The sequence below is a fragment of the Stenotrophomonas sp. VV52 genome (assembly GCF_002893095.1).
In the GTDB taxonomy this organism is placed as follows: Bacteria; Pseudomonadota; Gammaproteobacteria; order Xanthomonadales; family Xanthomonadaceae; genus Stenotrophomonas; species Stenotrophomonas aracearum.
This window is the reverse complement of record NZ_PKQQ01000017.1, coordinates 38,389-54,752: the sequence shown is the minus strand read 5'-3', so window position 1 is coordinate 54,752 and position 16,364 is coordinate 38,389. Positions and strand designations below refer to the sequence as shown.

Sequence of the window (16,364 nt, the reverse complement as noted above, 5' to 3'; positions counted from 1 at the left end):
CGGCCGCGCCCGAGGCGCCCGCTGCACCGCGCGCGCCCGCCGCCCCACCGGCGCCGCCGCATCCGGACCACGCCAGCCGCATGCACATCAACAGCGGTGATTCCAGCACCACCCTGATCACGCAGGGCCGGTTGGACCTGTCGCACCAGCCGTCACAGGCGTACGTGCTGCGCATGGGCGAGGACAACTTCGTCGACGCCTCGATGGCCGACCTCACGCAGTCGCAGCGCGACGCGCCGAGTGGCGAGGCGGTGCTCTGGGTGCGCCGTGGCACGGACCGCTATGTGATCCGTGACCCGGCGCTGATCCGCTCGCTCAGCCAGTCGCAGAAGGAAATCGCCGACCTGGGCCGCGCACAGGGCGCGCTCGGCGAGCAGCAGGGACGGTTGGGCGAACAACAGGGTCGCCTGGGCGAGCGCATGGCCGCCATCTCGCTGCAGGCCAGCCGCGAGGCGCTGGACGCCAGCCGTGAGGCCATGCAGATGGATGCGGCGGAAATGGCCAACCAAGCCGCGCACCAGGGCAGCAGTGACGCTACCCGTGCACTGGCGGCACGCCGCACCTCCGAACGGGCCCGCGAGAAGGCGGCCCAGGCGCGCACCGACCAGGACCGGCAGCTGCAGACCGAACAGGCGGCCCGGCAGCAGGCCGAACTGGCCCGTCAGCAGCAGGGTCTGGCACGCCAGCAGGAAGCATTGGCGCAACGCCAGAGCGTCGCCTCGGCCAAGGTCGCACGCGATGTGCGCTCGGCCATCGACCAGGCGCTGGCCAACGGCACCGCACAGCGGGTGAACTAGCCCGGCAGGGGGGTAGAGCCACGCCCCGCGTGGCTCCACGGGATCAATTGCACCCGATGCTGGTGATCTTGTTGTTCTCGTCCACCTGGATGGTCAGGCGGTCTTCGCGGAAATCCATGGTCACCGCCATGCCCGGCTTCACCACGCGGGCATGCTTGGCACCGGCGGCCTTGACGGTCTTGTCCACCAGCGCCTGCGAAGCAACCTGGCCTTCCAATCCCTTCAATGCCTCGGGATTGCACTTCGTGCCGTTCCCCATGCCGGTCGGGATCGGATCCACCACCGCCTGCGGCGGCTCTTCGGTGTTCTTCGGCGGCGGGCTGCTGCACGCCGAGAGCGGCAGGGCACAGCTGATCAACAGCAACATGGGCAGGCGCACGGCGTACTCCTTGGAAGGGATGTGGCGCCAGCTTGCACCGGCGTGACTGCACGGCGCGTCAACAAGGTGAATACGCCACTAGTCCTGGGGCTGGGCCGCTGACAGTTCCAGCGTTTCCCGCTCGCGCTGCTCTTCGGCTACCAGCCGCAGCATCAGCAACGACAGGGTCACCACGTCCTGGTGGTTGTGTTCGGCCACCCGGCGCAGGTTCACCGCGCTGCCGCCGCGCAGGTAGTTCAGCCACGCAGCGGGGGCTTCGGATCCGGGCAGGTCGTCTTCGCGGATCACCTGCAGCAGCTGGCGTTCGATGGTGGCCAGGCGGCAGTTCTCCCAGGTGCCCCGGTAACGGCGGCGGGTGGGGAACAGCAGGTCCACATGGTCGAGCGGGGTGATCGGGCAGCGCTGGCGGGCCAGGCGGTAGCGGGTCTTCAGCAGCGGTGCGTCGTAGCAGCGGCCGTTGTAGCTGGAAAACACCGTGGTGGGCTGCAGCCAGCCGGCGAACTCGCGCAGCATCGCGATTTCGGCGGCCATGGTGGTCATCAGCAGCTGGCGGATGCGCAGGCCCTCGCCACGCGAGGCGTCGCGGTGCCAGTCGGCTGCGCCGATCATGAAGGCACGGGTGCCGGTGCCACCGGCCAGACCGGTGGTCTCGGTGTCGAAGAACAACAGGTCCTGCGGCTGCACCTGTTCCCCGTCGCGCCTGGCGAAGGCCAGCGACAGCGGTTGGGTGGGAATGGCGCGGGGCAGGAACGATTCGATCAGGAACAAGCCGGGCGCGATCTCCTCGCCGGGTACATGGCGGTCCTGAGCGTCTGCACGCGGTCGCGTTGCGGCTGCGCCACGATCGCGCAGGCCCAGCAGGCGATGCAGGCCACCCACCTCGGGCTTGCGCAGCGCTACCGCGGGCGGCGCTGCAGGCGCCCGCTCCCCGGTCGGTTTGTGCTGGATTTCCTTCTCGACCCAGGCGAACACCGAGTCCGGTGCCGCCCGTCGTGCGTGGGCATCGTTGGCCGCTGCGGGCACCCTTGGCTGCGGCGCTTCAGGCACGGCGGCATGGCCCGTCGCCTGTGCCACGGGTGCAACGCTCTCGGCCGCCGGGCGTGGCGTGGCGTCACCCGCTTGCCGGCGCAGCAGCCGCAGTTTGTCCAGGCTCAGGCTCAAAACGGCACCACGTCGGCGTCGATCCGTTCGCGCTCGGCGGCGCTCGGCAGCGCGTGTTCGTCGAACAGCGCCAGCACCTTCAGCGCCAGCGCCTTGGGGGTGGTGGCGTCTTCCTCCTGGCCGGCCAGCACCGGGCCCACGCAGGCCGGGCAACCGGCCTTGCAGTCGCAGCGCTGCACCAGTTCCTGCGCGCGCTGCAGCAGTTCAGCCTGGCGCAGCCACAGCGGTTCGCTCAGGCCCACGCCGCCGGGGAAGTTGTCGTACAGGTACACGGTGGGGACGAACTGCTGCTGCAGCTCGATCGCGCTGGCGTCGAACTCGGCGCCGCGCAGCTGCCCACGCCCGCTCTGGTCGGCCACCGCGAACCAGGCGCCGTCACCATTGCCCACCGCCTTCTGCAGGTCGCGCGCGTCGGCCATCACCGCCACGGTGGCGACAATGTGCAGCGCATAGGCCGCGCCGAGGAAACCATCCAGCGCTTCCTGTTTGGAATCGAACGCGGTCAGCAGCAGGCCCTGCGGCAACTGCCACCACACCGCCGTGGTATGCAGCTCCTGGTCGGGCAGGTTGACCGGCCCGTAGCCGATGTTTTCGTGGGTGTAATAGCGGATCTTCTTGTAGCCGGCCACGCGCCGCACCACGTGCACTTCGCCATGGTGCGCGTCGCCGCGCCCGGCCACGCAGCCGTCGAAGCGGTCCAGCACCTTGAGCTTGGTGAAGTCGATGCTGTCGGTGTAGTAGTCCACGTGGGTGCGGGTGACATAGGCCTTGCGGCCTTCCCAGTCCAGCTGCTCCACCTGGTAGGGCGTGGACTGCACCATGTGGATGGCGCCTTCATACAGCGTAAGCGCAGCGGCGGAGTAGTCCACCTCGGCGATGATCTGCTGCTTGCCGTCGCTGCGGTCGACCACCACGAAGTTGCCGTCGGCCACCGAACGCAGGCTTACCGCATTGGCCGGGTAGCTGTCGGCGATCCACTCCCAGCGGTCGCCTTCGCGGTGCACCACGTCGGTTTCGGCCAGGGCTTCGAGGAATACCAGCGGATCGATCGGCCCGAACGGGTCGCCGGCCAGGAACGGCAGCTCGAATGCCGCGCAGCGGATGTGGTCGAACAGGATCAGCGGCTGGTCCGGCGCAATGCGCGCGTGCTCGGGCGAGGCGTCGGCAAAAAAGTCCGGGTGCCGCACCACGTACTGGTCCAGCGGCTGCGAGCTGGCCACCAGCACGCCCAGTGCGGGCTGCTGGCGGCGGCCGGCGCGGCCGAAGCGCTGCCAGGTGGCTGCCACGCTGCCGGGGTAGCCGTTGAGCACCACCACGTCCAGGCTGCCGATATCCACGCCCAGCTCCAGCGCCGAGGTGCTGACGATGCCGTCAATGGTGCCAGCGCGCATGGCGCGTTCGGTTTCGCGGCGCTCGGTGGGCAGGTAGCCGCCACGGTAGGCGCGGATGCGCGCCGGCTTGCGCGGGTCGTGGTCGAAGATGTCCTTCAGGTATTTGGTGAGCACTTCGACCATCAACCGGCTCTGCGCGAAGATCAGCGTCTTCAGCCCGGACTTGATCGCAATGCGCGCGATGCGGTTGCTCTGCGAGCGTGCCGAGGCACGCAAGCCCAGGTCGGCGTTCACCACCGGCGGGTTCCACAGCAGCACGTGCTTGGGCCCGGTCGGCGCGCCGGACTCGGTGACGGCGGTCACCGGCGCTTCGATCAGCGCTTCGGCATGCGCCTGCGGGTTGCCGATGGTGGCCGAGCACAGGATGAACTGCGGCTCCACCCCGTAGAACGCGCAGATCCGCTTCAGCCGGCGCAGCACGTTGGTGACATGGCTGCCGAACACGCCACGGTAGGTGTGCACTTCGTCGATCACCACGTAGCGCAGGTTCTCGAAGAACTGCGCCCACTTGGTGTGATGCGGCAGGATCGCCTGGTGCAGCATGTCCGGGTTGGAGACCACGATGTCGCCGTGCAGGCGGATCGCCTGGCGGGCGTCGCCGGGGGTGTCGCCGTCGAAGGTGAAGGCCTTCACCCCGAGGTCGCCGGCGCGGTTGAGCTCGAGCAGCTCGGCCACCTGGTCCTGGGCCAGCGCCTTGGTCGGGAACAGGTAGAGCGCCTTGGCCTTGCCCTGCATGGCGGCACTGACCACCGGCAGGGTGTAGCACAGCGACTTGCCGCTGGCGGTGGGGGTGACGATGGCCACGTGCTCGCCGCGCTGGGTGGCATCCCAGGCTTCGGCCTGGTGGCTGTACAGCTGTTCGATGCCACGCGCCTTCAAGGCGGCGCTCAGCGCCGCCGGCACATCGGCCGGAATCGGGGCGTAGCGGCCCTCGCGGCCTGGAATCGTGAAGCTGCCGGTGATGCGGTCGGAGTAGCGCCGTTGCAGCCGCTCGGTGAGCAGCGCGCCGTTGCGCGAGGGCAGCCCGTCGGTGGTCGCAAGGCGCCGTTCGGCGTCCTCGGTGCGCTTGGCGAGTTCGTAAGCCATGGGGAAACAACGGTCTGCAAAGGACGCCATGGAAACATAAAGCGGTCTCAATGACTGAGACACGGCGGTGCGGATCGGTGAACGGTTCAGTGCCCAACGGAATCTGAAGGACGTGCTGCGTATGCTCCGCCGACGATGCCGCTCACAGGACAGGACGCATGATGCGAGGCAAGGGAGTGCGGGGAACCACGTTGCTGGCAGGGGCGCTGCTGGCAGGCGCGGCGCACGGGCAGGAGGGTGGCGCGGAGCTGGATCAAGGCACCGGCAAACAGGTCACCACGCTCGGCGAGGTCCGTGCGCTCAAACCGGACGAAGAGGTGCCGCTGGATCTGTACCGCTTCAAGAGCCCGGTGGACCCTGCGCCCAATGCGTTCAACCGTGCCTGGCGTGAGCCGCCGTCGCTGCAGGAAGTGGGCATGCGCGGTGGCTATCTGATGATGGGCATCAACTACGGCATCGCCCAGACCGCCAAGGGCCTGCACACGCTGACCCGGGCGCCGGACCAGATCCAGGCTGCGGTTGCGCGCCCGCCGCCGGCCCTGGATGCGGACCAGCAGCGAAGGGCGTTGCAGGTGTGTGCGGCGGAGCAGGGATGCGACGCGGCGGTGGGGGATTGATCGTCGCGTAAAGCGTGGGGACTCGCCATGCGTGTCCTGCGGGGTGTCAGGCAGAGCCTGGGACACGCGTGGCGTGTCGCTACGCGTTTGCCCGCTTTCGTTCGAGGTACCACAGCAGTCCGGCGACTGCGATGAAGGCGAGCAGCCAGGGCCAGCGTGGGCCGGGCGTCTTGTTGGAGGCGGTTGCGGTGGCGGCGCGGGTTTCGGTCAGGCGCTGTGCCGTGGCGTCGCGCAGCTGTTGGCGGTGCAGTGGCTGGGCCGAGACGGGATCGAATACGTAGAAGGACTGCGTATTCTCGCCGCGCTGCAGCTGGTGCCAGCCGGGCTGCTGCGGCCAGTAGCCGGCGCAACGCTGGGTGCCGGTGGTGGGGTCGACCTGCAGGGCGACGGTGCGGCCTGCGGGGTCGCGGACCTGGGTGGTATCGGGCACGTCGCACAGGGTCACACGCTGGCCGGACCACGGCGTGGTGGGCAGGCGTACCGCTGGTGCGCCGGGCAACGCGCGGGCCACCTGGGCGAGCACGCCGGACCACAGTTCGGCGTGGCGGTCGTCGCGGCCTGACAGCACCAGCCGGTAGCTGTCGGTCACCGGCAGCAGGGCGATGCGGCCGCGACCGACGCTGCGCCAGCCGCCGATGGCCGCGCCCTTGGCATCGTGCAGCAGGGCGTCGCTGCCGGGCAGGTCCACCTCGAATCGTTCCAGTGCGGGCGGTGCCGTGCCGTGCGAAGCGGTGTCGGCTTCGTCGGTGTAGGCAGTGCGTTCGCTGGCCGGGCGCTGCGGGCCGCGACGGGCCTGCAGCAGCGCGGCCTCGGGGTCGGCAGCCAACACCAGCGGTACGGCACGGGTGCCGCCGCTTGTCGGCAGTCCCCAGCTGCGCAGCACCTGGCGGGTGGTGTCGTTGAGCGGGCCGGTAGTGCGGACCACCACGCCGAGCCCGGCGCGAAATGCCTGCGCCACCACGCTGCGCTGCGCTGCGCCGAGCGCGGCCAGGCTGCGTTCGTCGAGTACCAGCACATCGGTGGCCGCCAGGCGTGCGGCGGTGAGGGCCACCGGGGCATCGCCGAGCATGACGCCACCCCCGGCGCTTGACTGCGCCTGTACTTCCAGCCCGGTGTCGGTGGCCCAGCGACGCAGGTATTTCAGCTCCGGGCCTGGTGCGCCGCCGATGACCAGCAGGCGCGGTGCGGGAGCGGCAAGGGTCTGCAGCGGGACCGGAACGGTGTCCACGGCGTGCTGCTGGGCGTCGAGCAGGCGCAGGGTGAACTCGCTGCGGCCGGCGGCGCGTGCAGTGCCTTGCAGGCGCACCCGTCCCTGCGCATCGAGCGGGGCGCGGTCGACCACCACGCCGGCGGGGTCGAGCAGCTCGGCGCGTGCGTCGGCCACGCCGTTGGCGCGAGCGCTCACTGTAAACAGGGCGCCCGGTGCGGTGGTGGCCGGTGGCTGCAGCGCCACCCAGCCGGTCGGCGCAGGCGCGGCCTGCAGCGTGGTGCGCGCGGGCAGGGCGGTGTCGCGGTCGCGTGCGGCCAGGCCGTCGCCAACCAGCATCAGGGCGGTGCTGCCGGGGTGCTGGCGCAGGACGGTGGCGAGGTCCGGGGCGCGGGTGGCGCCCGCCGGTGCGGAAGCTTCGGGCAGGGCGATCAGCGTGGTGCCTGCGGCGGTATTTCCAGCGAGTGCGGCGTTGCCGGTCAACACGGTGAGCTGGCCGGCGTCCACGCTGCGCTGTGGCGGCAGCAGCGTGAAGTACAGGAGCAGTGCTGCGAGTGCCTGCAGCGCCATCAGCGCTGTGCGGTGGAGCGGCCGGGCAGAGCCCGGCGCTACAGGCAGGCGCGGCGGGGATGAAGCCGGTGTCAGGAGCCGCAGCGTGCCCACGATGACGATGATGGCCAGTGCGATGGCGACCCACAGTGCGGTGCTCATCGGGAGGCCTCCAGGGCATCCAGGTAACGCTGTGACATCGGGTCCGGTGCGGTCCTGCGTTCTACCTGGGGCAGCGGCCGCAGCAGGGCGCGCCACAGCTGCGCGCGCAGGGTGCCGCGGCAGGCGATGCAGTCGGGCTGGAGGCGCAGTTCTTCGATGGCGGCGGCCAGGCTCAAGGGATCGGACAAGCGACGTTCGTTGCGGCCCAGCCACTGGCTGAGCACGTCCAGGTCCGGTGCGTTGCCGGTGTCGGCCAGCTGCTGCCAGACCGCGACGATGGCCGGGTCCGGCGTGGCGACCGGGCTGATCGCCAGGGTGCGGCTGCCGAGGTCGGCGCGGTCACCGCCCATGCGGCGCCCCTCGTCGATCGGCGGCAACTCGGGCCCGACCCGCGCCAGGTAGATACGCTCGGCCTGCTGCACCTTCTTGATGAACTCCAGCGCCTTGTTGGCGAACGGCAGGGCGCGCTCGGGACGTCCCTGGCGCAGCTCGCCTTCCGACGACCACATCTGGTCCAGCGCAGCCTTCAGGATCGCGCGGGTTTCCGGGTCGAGCAGCGTGGCTGCTTCGGCATGATCGTGGGTGTGCCCGTACTCGGAGAGCACGTCGGTGGCCGCGCCGAACACGGGTGCGGCGTCGGCTTTCGCGGCGCCATGGTCGTGATCGTCGTGGCTGTCCTGCGCGGTGGTGGGCGCGTGCGCGTGATCGTCATCGTGGTCGGCGGCGGGTGTATCGCTGGTCGGCAGGCTGTCGCTGGTTGGCGGTGCCTTGGGCGCGCCCTCGCTCTCCTCGCCGAGGAACTGGCCATAGCGCAGGCGCAGGATGCGCTGGTCCACGCCGATGGCGTCGCTGCGCTTCACGAACTCTTCCGCCGACAGTGTCCCGCGCTGTTTGATCAGCGCTTCGGCGTCGATGATGATCTGGCGCTGGCTGCGGAAGTACGCCGGCAGGGTCTTCTTGACCATGCCTTCCAGGTCGGCGCCCAGCACCTGTTCCTCGCTGGGCAGGCGCAGGATCAGGCTGGTGCTCTGCGCGGTCTGCGGTGTGGGGGTGTGGTTGTCGCGCACGTGCAGCTGCGCGATCACATCATTGCCCGGGCCTGCACCCAGCGCCGCCAGATCCAGCGTGCGCGCGAAACGACGCTGCGTGGCCGGGCCGGTGCCGGTCAGCGCGATGCGCTGCTCGCGGAAGGTGATGTTCTCGCCGCTGCCCTGGGCGAGGGTCAGCGCCAGCTCGGCGTTAGCGGCCACGCCGAAGTCGTCGCTGGCTTCGAACTGCAGCGTCCACTGGCGCTGGCCGGGCGTGGCCAGCACCAGGGTCCGGTCCGGTGCGATGACGCGCACGCTCGGCGGCCGGTCAGGTATCACGTCCAAGCGGTACAGGCGCGGGGCGCTCAACGCGGGCTCGGTGACGATGCGGTACAGGGTCGGGCGACTGGCGTTCCACTGCGCCACCCACGCTTCGCCGTCGCGGCGCAGCGCGATGCGGGTGCCGTCGTGCAGTTGCAGGGCCGCCTTGCTGGGCTGTGCGGTGAAGCGCAACGACCAGTCCAGCGCGCTGCCCTGCACCACCTTGGCATCCAGCGCGGTCTGCGTGCGCGCGGCCTGTCCGGTGTACGCCGGGGCACGGATCTGCAGGCGTGCGGATTGCAGGCGCGGCGGCAGCGCGACGCTGGCCTCCGGAGCGGCGGTGCCTGGAAGCACCGGCAGCGGTGCGCCCGGCGCGGGCCAGCCCACCGCCAGCACCGCGACGAGCAGGCCACCCAGCCACGACGCCAGCAGCCAGCGGCGTGGCCACGGCGTGCGCAGGTCGGGCATGGCGGCGAGCAGGGTGCGGCTGATGCGGTCGCGCTGCAGCTGCTGCAACGGATTGAGCGTGGCGGTGTCGGCGAACAGCAGGTCGGCGCTGTCCTGCGCTACCGGAAGCGCGTCCAGCCGGCGTACCAGCCACTGCCGGTCGAGCCGACGCGCGCGCCAGGTGGCGGTGCCCACGGCCAGCAACAGCGTGACCAGCAGCACCACCGAGCCGATGCTGATGCCCACCAGGCGCACCGCCGCGGCGGTCACGGCCAGCGCCAGCGGCAGCAGCACGGCCGCAACAGCCAGCCACTGGCGGCGACGCGCGCGCTGCCACGCCTGCTGCAGCGGACTCATGCGCCGGCTCCGCGACGTCGTGAGGTGGCCATCCAGCGCTCCAGCGCGAACAGGCAGAGGATGGCGATCAGCAGCCACGGGCCCAGATCGCGCGGTTGCACGACGGGTGCGGCGGCGCCGGTCAACGGCCGCTGCGTGGCGGCGGGCGCGATCCGGGGGGCGGCTGCGGGGTGCAGCTCTTCCAGCAGACGGCGCGGGAACGCAGGGTCGCGCAGGATGGGCAGGGCGTCGGGGGTCAATGCGGCAGTGAAGCGCAGCACCTGGCCGCGACCGAGTGCGTGACGGGCGAGGGCGGGCTTGCCTTCGCTATCCGTCAGGATGGGCGTGCCCTTGTCGGCTACGGCGGTCGCGGACAGCGCGAGCACACTGTTCCCCGCTTCCACCCAGGTGCGCCATGCGTCGGACAGCGGCGCGTCGGACCGCCACACGCCTGTTTCGCCATTGGCGGGCACCGCATCCCCTTCGAGCGGTGCGGACAGTGGTTGTGCGTTCCACGCGCGCTGCACGGCGTCGAGCACGCGCAGCGCCTGTGCATCGTCTGTCGCGGGCGCAGCGCCGCTGACACGCAGGCGTGGCGCAGTGTCGCCGGTGGTTGCATTGATCGGCGCCGCCACGGGGCGCCATTCGACCGCGCGCGACAGCCTGGGCCGCTCCCCATCCAGGCCGGGCATCGGGTCGGGCACGTACACGGTCAACGCGATGCCAGGCGGCAACTGCTGGTCCAGCTCACGCAGCAGGCTGGCCAGCGGCTGCGTGGTGCCCGGCGCAGTGTCCTGCAGCGGCGGGAACCCGGGCGCCAGCCAACGGCCTTCGCTGCCTTCCGGCACCGTCACCGGGGCCAACCCCGGTGCAACCACCACCCACGGTGGCGCCTGTACCGGTGCGCCATGCAGCAGCGGCCGTGCCAACAGCAGCGCCAGCGCCGCCAGCAGCAACAGGCGCACCAGCAGCAGCGGCCATTCGTCGAACCGTATCCGCTGGCGCGGGCGTGCCTTGGCGCGCAGCCAGCGCAGCGCGGCGAACTCCAGTGGCGCGTAGTGATGGCGACGGGCCAGATGGATCAGCAGCGGCACCAGCAGCGACGCCAGCGCCAGCAGTCCCATCGGAAACAGCAGCGAAAGGCTCATCGGCCAACCCCGGCGAGTGCGCGCAGCGGCGCATCCAGCGGCTTGTCGGTATGGGTCACCACATGCGCGATGCCGCCGCGCTGCAAGCGCGACTGCAGCAGGCGCTGGGCCTCGGCGAAGCGGGCCAGGTAGTCGTCGCGGATCGCGCGGCCATCGCCGAGCAGCTCCTCGCCGGTTTCCGGATCGCGGAAACGGTGGCCGTCCTGGAACGGGAAGTCGCGTTCGTCGGCGGTGAGGATCTGCAGTTGCGCCACATCGCGGCGCGCTGCCGCCAGCCGCTCCAGCAGCACGGTGCCGGCCTCGTCGAAGCCATCGCCCAGCGCGATGAGCATGTCGTTGGCCTGCACCCGCTCCCACACCGGTCGCAACGCGTCCGTGGCGGGCCAAGCGCCGTGCGCACGCAGTCGATGCAGCAGCAGGTGGATGCGGTCGCGTTGGCGTGCACCGCTGCCTGCCGGCACCAGCTGCACGCCCTTGCCACTGACGGCGATCATCCCGAAGCGGTCGCCCTGCTGCAGCGCCAATTCGATGATGCAGGCTGCGACCGCGCTGGCGTGGTCGAGCCGCGAAACGCCGGGCCGTTCGCGGTCGCACTGGCTGGCCGAGGCAGTGGCGTCGAGCAGGATCCAGATCGTGACCGGGCTTTCGCGTTCGGATTCGCGCACGAAGAAGCGGTCCGAACGCGCGTACAGCTTCCAGTCGATCTGGCGCAGCTCGTCGCCGGGCTCGTACGCACGGTACTGGGCGAATTCCAGCCCGGCGCCACGACTGCGGCTGGCATGCTGCCCGATGCCCTGCGCGCCTACGGCACGCCTGGGCAACAGGCGCAGTGCCTTCAGGCGGCTGCGCACATCGGCGGGAATGGCGATCGGGGCGTGCATGCGCGGTTCGGAATCAGGCGGGGAACGGCACGGCCTGCAGCAGCGCAGCGATCACGTCGTCGGCGTTCTTCTGCTCGGCTTCAGCGGCGAACGACAACAGCAGGCGGTGGCGCATCACCGGCGCCATCAGCGCCTGCACGTCGTCGCGGGTGGCGGCAAAGCGACCCTGCAGCAGGGCACGTGCCTTGGCCGCCAGCACCAGCGACTGGCCGGCACGCGGGCCGGCGCCCCACTTGATCCAGTGGTTCACCGCTGCGGGCGCACCTTCGCCCGGGCGACTGGCGCGGACCAGGCGGGTGATCCAGGTCAGCACGTCGTCGCTGACATGTACCTGGCGCACCGCAGCCTGCAGGGCCAGCACGTCTTCGGCGTGCATCACCTTGGGCACCGCACCACTGGCACTGCCGGTGGTCTGCACCAGGATGTCGCGCTCTTCCTGCTCGGTGGGGTAGTCCACCCGCACGTGCAGCAGGAAACGGTCCAGCTGCGCTTCGGGCAGCGGGTAGGTGCCGGCCTGTTCGATCGGGTTCTGCGTGGCCAGCACGAAGAACGGCGCGGGCAACGAATAGGTGGTGCCGGCATAGCTGACGGTACGCTCCTGCATCGCTTCCAGCAGCGCCGCCTGGGTCTTGGGCGGCGTGCGGTTGAGCTCGTCGGCCAGCAGCAGGTGGGTGAAGATCGGGCCCTGCTGGAAACGGAAGTGCCGGTGGCCGGTGCCATGGTCTTCCTCCAGCAGTTCGGTGCCCAGGATGTCGCTGGGCATCAGGTCCGGGGTGAACTGCACGCGCCGGAACTGCAGTTCCAGCGCCTGCCCGAGCGAGCGCACCAGCAGGGTCTTGCCCAGCCCCGGCGCGCCTTCCAGCAGCACATGGCCGCCGGCAAGCAGGCCGATCAGCAGCTGCTCCACCACGTCGTGCTGGCCGACCACGGCCTGGCCCAGCGCATCGCGCAGCGGCTGCAGCTTCTGGAGGAGGGCATCAATAGGACTGTCACTCTGCATGGCGAACTCACAATAATCGACGGTAGAGCCACGCCCTGCGTGGCTGGAACAAGGGGCGAAACTAGTTGTTCAACGCATACATCACGATGTTCACTCCGAATCGCGTGTTGTCTTCCGCAAGGAAACGCTTGTTGCGCCAGTCGTAGTCCCACTCGCAACCGTAATCCTTGTTGCTGTAGAGCACGCCCAGCCGACCATCGACCTCGATGCCCTTGAGATAATCGTGGACCAGGTCATCGCCCCAGCCATTGAGCTCGAAGCCGGTGGCTGGCGGACCATCCGGAAACTTGAAGAAGCTGCGGTACAACGCATGCGTGTTGGGCAGCTTCTTCAACGCGGCCGGCCCGAACAGCTTGGCCATCTGCGCTTCGAACGACTTGGCGAACAGTCCGTCGATGTCGTGGTTGCAGTCGTCCACGAACACGAACCCGCCATTGCGCACGTAGCGCACGAAATTCTGCCGCTCGGCCGCGTTGAACTCCACCAGCTTGTGCCCGGCCAGGTAGCAGAACGGCGCGTCCAGCATGCGCGGATCCGACAGCGCGATCACCCGCTCGGTGGGATCCACCCGCAACGTGGTGTAGTCGATCAGCGAGGTGATCAGGTTGGACGGCATGCGCGCGTCCACGTCCCAGTCGCCGGAGTCGTACTTGAGCCGGGTGAACCAGAAGTCGTAGCGCCCCGCCTGCGCGCGGGCGAACGAGGGCAGGGCCGCCAGGGCGGCCCCGCCCAACATCAACCGCAGGAACTGCGCGCGGTTCATTGCCGCACGCGCGCCATCAGACCGCGTCGGACAGCGAGGTGAAGGTGAAGTCGCGCAGCTTCATCGGCGGGATCATCATCACGAAGCTGGACTCGTCACCGGCCACCCGCACCGGCTTGCCCAGCTCTTCGATGTTGTTGAGCATGATCACCGGCGACTCGTTGAAGCGGAAGTTCTTCACCGGGTACTTGATCTGGCCGTTCTCGATGTAGAAGGTGCCGTCGCGGGTCAGGCCGGTCAGCAGCACGGTCTGCGGGTCGACCATGCGGATGTACCAGGTGCGGGTGACCAGGATGCCCTTCTGGGTGCCGCGCACCAGATCGGCGGTGCTCTTGTCGCCACCGCTCATCAGCAGGTTGCCCGGGCTGGCATTGGCGGTCTTGCCCTGCTTCTGCGCCCAGAAGCGCGAGTAGTCCAGGTTGGCGACCTTGCCGTTCTCGATGATCGCCAGCTTGTTGCGCGGCAGGCCCTGCTGGTCCCACGGCAGCACCGGTGCTTCCGGGTGCCACGGGTCGGCGTACATGTTCACGCGCGGGTCGTAGACCTGCTCGCCGAGCTTGTTGCCGCCGCCCTTCTTGGACAGGAAGCTGCGGCCTTCATCGGCCGAGCGCGCATCGAAGAAGTTCATCATGAAGCTGATCAGGCCGGCGGCAGCGGCCGGTTCCAGGATCACGGTGTACTTGCCCGGCTCCAGCGCCTTCGCTTCGGACGATTCGGTCGCCTTGCGCATGGCGATGCGGATGTCCTGGTCGGCCTTGAAATCCTCGGCGTCCTTCAGGTTGCGACCCACCCAGCCCGAACCGCGGCCGTCTTCGGTGCGCACCGTGCAGGTGTAGTTGAAGTTGGTGGTGCGCTGGTAACCGAAGTTGCCATTGCTGTTGGCGGTGGCCTGGAAGCCTTGGCCGTCTTCCAGGAAGCCGGCGGCGATCAGGCCGTTGCCCCGGCACGGGGCGATCGAGTCAGCGGCCACCTTGGCACGGAAGGCCGGGTCGATCGCGGCGGTGGACGCGCTGAAGGTCGGGCTGGCGGTGTAGCTCTGCTTGCCGATGGCCGGCAGGAACTCCGGGTTTTCCGGGGCCAGGCGGGCCAGGTCTTCGGCGCGGCGGACCACGCGCTCCAGCGCCTTGTCGTCGAACTCGTTGATCGAGGCGGTGCCGACGCGCTTGCCGAAGGCCACCGTGACGGCCAGTTCGGTGTTGTCGACGACACCGCTGGTGGACACGTTGTTGAGCGCGAAACGGATGTTGCCGTCGATCGAGCCGGCCAGCACTGCGGTGGTTTCATCGGCCTTGGACAGCGCGATGACCTTGTCGAGGATGGCCTTGGCCTGGGCTTCGGTGAAGATACTCATGGAATAAGGGCTCCTGACCGGTCAGCCGAGGCTGCGCGCGGTGTTGATGACGTTGATGCCGTTGAAGCGCGCGGTGGACGAGCCGTGCGAGACCGCCGAGACCTGGCCCGGCTGGCCCTTGCCGTCGAAGAACGAGCCGCCCAGGCGGTAGTCGCGTTCGTCGGCCACGGCGCTGCAGGCGTTCCAGAACTCCGGCGTGCGGATCTGGTAGGCCACGTCCTCGAGCATGCGGGTGATCTGGCCGTTCTTGATCTCGTAGAACAGCTGGCCACCGAACTGCGCGTTGTAGCGCTGCTGGTCGATGGAGAACGAGCCGTCGCCGATGATGTAGATGCCGTTCTCCACGTCCTTGATCATGTCGGCCACGCTCAGCGCGGTCTTGCCAGGCGCCATCGACACGTTGGCCATGCGCTGGAACTGCACACTGGACCAGGAATCGGCATAGCAGCAGCCGTCCGACTCGGTCTTGCCCAGGATATGGGCCTGGTCGCGGATGGTCTGGTAATCCACCAGCTTGCCGTTGCTGATCAGGTCCCAGCGCTTGGTCTTGACGCCCTCATCGTCGTAGGCGACCGCGCCAAGGCTGCCGGGCTGGGTCTTGTCGGCGAAGATGTTGACCAGGTCGCTGCCGTACTGGAAATGCTGCTCGCGCTTGTCCAGGGTGGCGAAGCTGGTGCCGGCGTAGTTGGCTTCGTAACCGAGCACGCGGTCCAGTTCCAGCGGGTGGCCGACCGACTCGTGGATGGTCAGCCAGGTATGCGAGGGGTCCAGCACCAGGTCGTACTTGCCCGGCTTGACCGACGGCGCCTTGAGCTTCTCCTGCGCCTGCTTGGCCGCGGCGATGGCGTCTTCCTTCATGTCGTAGGAAGAACCGTAGTTGACCACGCCGTTCGGGGTGAGCACCTTGCCCGCCGCCGCGCCGTCCAGGTATTCGTAGCCCATGCCCATCGGCGCGGACAGGCCTTCGCGGGTGCGGAACTTGCCGCTGGCCTTGTCGATGGCGGTGACCGTCATCGGCGCCCAGATGCGGTGCACGTCCTGGTCGATGTAGGACCCGTCGGTGGAGGCGAAGTACTTCTGTTCGTTGACCAGGAACAGCATCGAGTTGACGAAGCTGGCGCCGGCGCCCATGGCTGCGGCGTTGACGTCGAGCAGCAGGTCGACCTTGTCCTTGACCGGCACTTCCATCGCGTTCTTGCGGATCGGGGTCTTCCAGCTCACTTCGCCCACGCCGGGCGCGGCGGCCAGCTGCACCTTGGCGGTCTGCACGCCGGCATTGGCCTTGGCGATGGCAGCGGCCTGCTGTGCGGCGCGGGCCACGTCGGTGGGGCTGAGCTGGTTGGTAGCGGCAAAGCCCCAGGCGCCGTTGACGATCACGCGGATGCCTACACCGGTGGATTCGGTGTTGACCACGTTCTGCACCTTGTCTTCGCGGGTGATCACGAACTGGCGCAGGTAGCGGCCGATGCGCACGTCGCAGTAGGTGGCGCCGGCCTGGCGGGCAGAGGCCAGTGCGGCGTCGGCCAGGCGCTTCTTCAGCGCCGGGTCGAGCGTGCTCTGCAGCTGCTCGGCGGCGATCGCCCTGCCAAAGAACGACGGCACGATCAGGCCGCCAGCAGTAAGCCCGGTCAGGGCAAGGAAGTCACGTCTTTGCAAGGCAGCTCTCCACGTCGGTGTGGGGGTGGCAGGAACAGCGGGTGATTGATTCTTGCGGGCGCAGCGGTCCAGCGGTAGTGACGT

The 16,364-nt window shown here is 69.3% G+C and carries 12 protein-coding genes and 1 pseudogene; 2 read left to right on the top strand and 11 right to left on the bottom strand.

The window, feature by feature from the left end:
- Positions 1 to 797: pseudogene (locus C2U58_RS20110) on the top strand (hypothetical protein); the annotation flags it as partial.
- Between the two features lie 43 nt (positions 798 to 840).
- Here C2U58_RS20110 and C2U58_RS19020 read toward each other — a convergent pair.
- The 3 genes from C2U58_RS19020 to C2U58_RS19010 form a co-directional block, all read right to left on the bottom strand.
- On the bottom strand, positions 841 to 1,176 hold the full coding sequence (locus C2U58_RS19020) for an I78 family peptidase inhibitor (protein WP_070207697.1): 336 nt from the start codon (positions 1,174 to 1,176) through the stop codon (positions 841 to 843).
- Between the two features lie 78 nt (positions 1,177 to 1,254).
- Complete coding sequence (locus C2U58_RS19015) at positions 1,255 to 2,337, bottom strand: ribonuclease H-like domain-containing protein (RefSeq protein ID WP_102947240.1); 1,083 nt, start codon at positions 2,335 to 2,337, stop codon at positions 1,255 to 1,257.
- Entirely contained in the window at positions 2,334 to 4,814 is a 2,481-nt protein-coding gene (locus tag C2U58_RS19010) for a DEAD/DEAH box helicase (RefSeq protein WP_102947239.1), read from the bottom strand. The genes C2U58_RS19015 and C2U58_RS19010 overlap by 4 nt, the downstream gene beginning before the upstream one ends.
- Positions 4,815 to 4,972: 158 nt before the next feature.
- Here C2U58_RS19010 and C2U58_RS19005 point away from each other — a divergent pair, with 158 nt between their 5' ends.
- Positions 4,973 to 5,431, top strand: a complete 459-nt coding sequence (locus C2U58_RS19005) for a hypothetical protein (protein ID WP_253256788.1) — start codon at positions 4,973 to 4,975, stop codon at positions 5,429 to 5,431.
- 79 nt (positions 5,432 to 5,510) lie between these two features.
- Here the strand turns inward: C2U58_RS19005 and C2U58_RS19000 are convergent, their stop codons facing one another.
- The 8 genes from C2U58_RS19000 to C2U58_RS18965 all read right to left on the bottom strand — a co-directional run bounded on the left by C2U58_RS19000 (position 5,511) and on the right by C2U58_RS18965 (position 16,280).
- Positions 5,511 to 7,349, bottom strand: coding sequence for a hypothetical protein (locus C2U58_RS19000; protein WP_102947238.1), 1,839 nt, complete (start codon positions 7,347 to 7,349; stop codon positions 5,511 to 5,513).
- Positions 7,346 to 9,502 carry a hypothetical protein gene (locus C2U58_RS18995; protein ID WP_102947237.1) on the bottom strand — a complete coding sequence of 719 codons (2,157 nt, stop codon included), beginning with the start codon at positions 9,500 to 9,502 and terminating at the stop codon, positions 7,346 to 7,348. Before C2U58_RS18995 ends, C2U58_RS19000 begins: the two co-directional genes overlap by 4 nt.
- Positions 9,499 to 10,629: a BatA domain-containing protein gene (locus C2U58_RS18990; RefSeq protein ID WP_102947236.1), complete on the bottom strand. Its 1,131-nt coding sequence runs from the start codon at positions 10,627 to 10,629 to the stop codon at positions 9,499 to 9,501. The genes C2U58_RS18995 and C2U58_RS18990 overlap by 4 nt, the downstream gene beginning before the upstream one ends.
- On the bottom strand, positions 10,626 to 11,510 hold the full coding sequence (locus tag C2U58_RS18985; RefSeq protein WP_102947235.1) for a DUF58 domain-containing protein: 885 nt from the start codon (positions 11,508 to 11,510) through the stop codon (positions 10,626 to 10,628). Before C2U58_RS18985 ends, C2U58_RS18990 begins: the two co-directional genes overlap by 4 nt.
- 13 nt (positions 11,511 to 11,523) lie before the next feature.
- Positions 11,524 to 12,510, bottom strand: coding sequence for a MoxR family ATPase (locus C2U58_RS18980; protein WP_102947234.1), 987 nt, complete (start codon positions 12,508 to 12,510; stop codon positions 11,524 to 11,526).
- Positions 12,511 to 12,571: 61 nt separating this feature from the next.
- Positions 12,572 to 13,273 carry a DUF4159 domain-containing protein gene (locus C2U58_RS18975; RefSeq protein WP_102947233.1) on the bottom strand — a complete coding sequence of 234 codons (702 nt, stop codon included), beginning with the start codon at positions 13,271 to 13,273 and terminating at the stop codon, positions 12,572 to 12,574.
- A gap of 16 nt (positions 13,274 to 13,289) precedes the next feature.
- Entirely contained in the window at positions 13,290 to 14,624 is a 1,335-nt protein-coding gene (locus tag C2U58_RS18970) for a TldD/PmbA family protein (protein ID WP_102947232.1), read from the bottom strand.
- Between the two features lie 21 nt (positions 14,625 to 14,645).
- Positions 14,646 to 16,280: a TldD/PmbA family protein gene (locus C2U58_RS18965; RefSeq protein WP_102947231.1), complete on the bottom strand. Its 1,635-nt coding sequence runs from the start codon at positions 16,278 to 16,280 to the stop codon at positions 14,646 to 14,648.
- Between the last annotated feature and the right edge of the window lie 84 nt (positions 16,281 to 16,364).

Excerpts from the sequence above, each read along its gene's own strand:
- C2U58_RS19010 (WP_102947239.1), bottom strand. The coding sequence starts at position 4,814 with ATGGCTTACGAACTCGCCAAGCGCACCGAGGACGCCGAACGGCGCCTT.
- C2U58_RS19005 (WP_253256788.1), top strand. The coding sequence starts at position 4,973 with ATGATGCGAGGCAAGGGAGTGCGGGGAACCACGTTGCTGGCAGGGGCG.
- C2U58_RS19000 (WP_102947238.1), bottom strand. The coding sequence starts at position 7,349 with ATGAGCACCGCACTGTGGGTCGCCATCGCACTGGCCATCATCGTCATC.
- C2U58_RS18995 (WP_102947237.1), bottom strand. The coding sequence starts at position 9,502 with ATGAGTCCGCTGCAGCAGGCGTGGCAGCGCGCGCGTCGCCGCCAGTGG.
- C2U58_RS18990 (WP_102947236.1), bottom strand. The coding sequence starts at position 10,629 with ATGAGCCTTTCGCTGCTGTTTCCGATGGGACTGCTGGCGCTGGCGTCG.
- C2U58_RS18985 (WP_102947235.1), bottom strand. The coding sequence starts at position 11,510 with ATGCACGCCCCGATCGCCATTCCCGCCGATGTGCGCAGCCGCCTGAAG.
- C2U58_RS18980 (WP_102947234.1), bottom strand. The coding sequence starts at position 12,510 with ATGCAGAGTGACAGTCCTATTGATGCCCTCCTCCAGAAGCTGCAGCCG.
- C2U58_RS18975 (WP_102947233.1), bottom strand. The coding sequence starts at position 13,273 with ATGAACCGCGCGCAGTTCCTGCGGTTGATGTTGGGCGGGGCCGCCCTG.
- C2U58_RS18970 (WP_102947232.1), bottom strand. The coding sequence starts at position 14,624 with ATGAGTATCTTCACCGAAGCCCAGGCCAAGGCCATCCTCGACAAGGTC.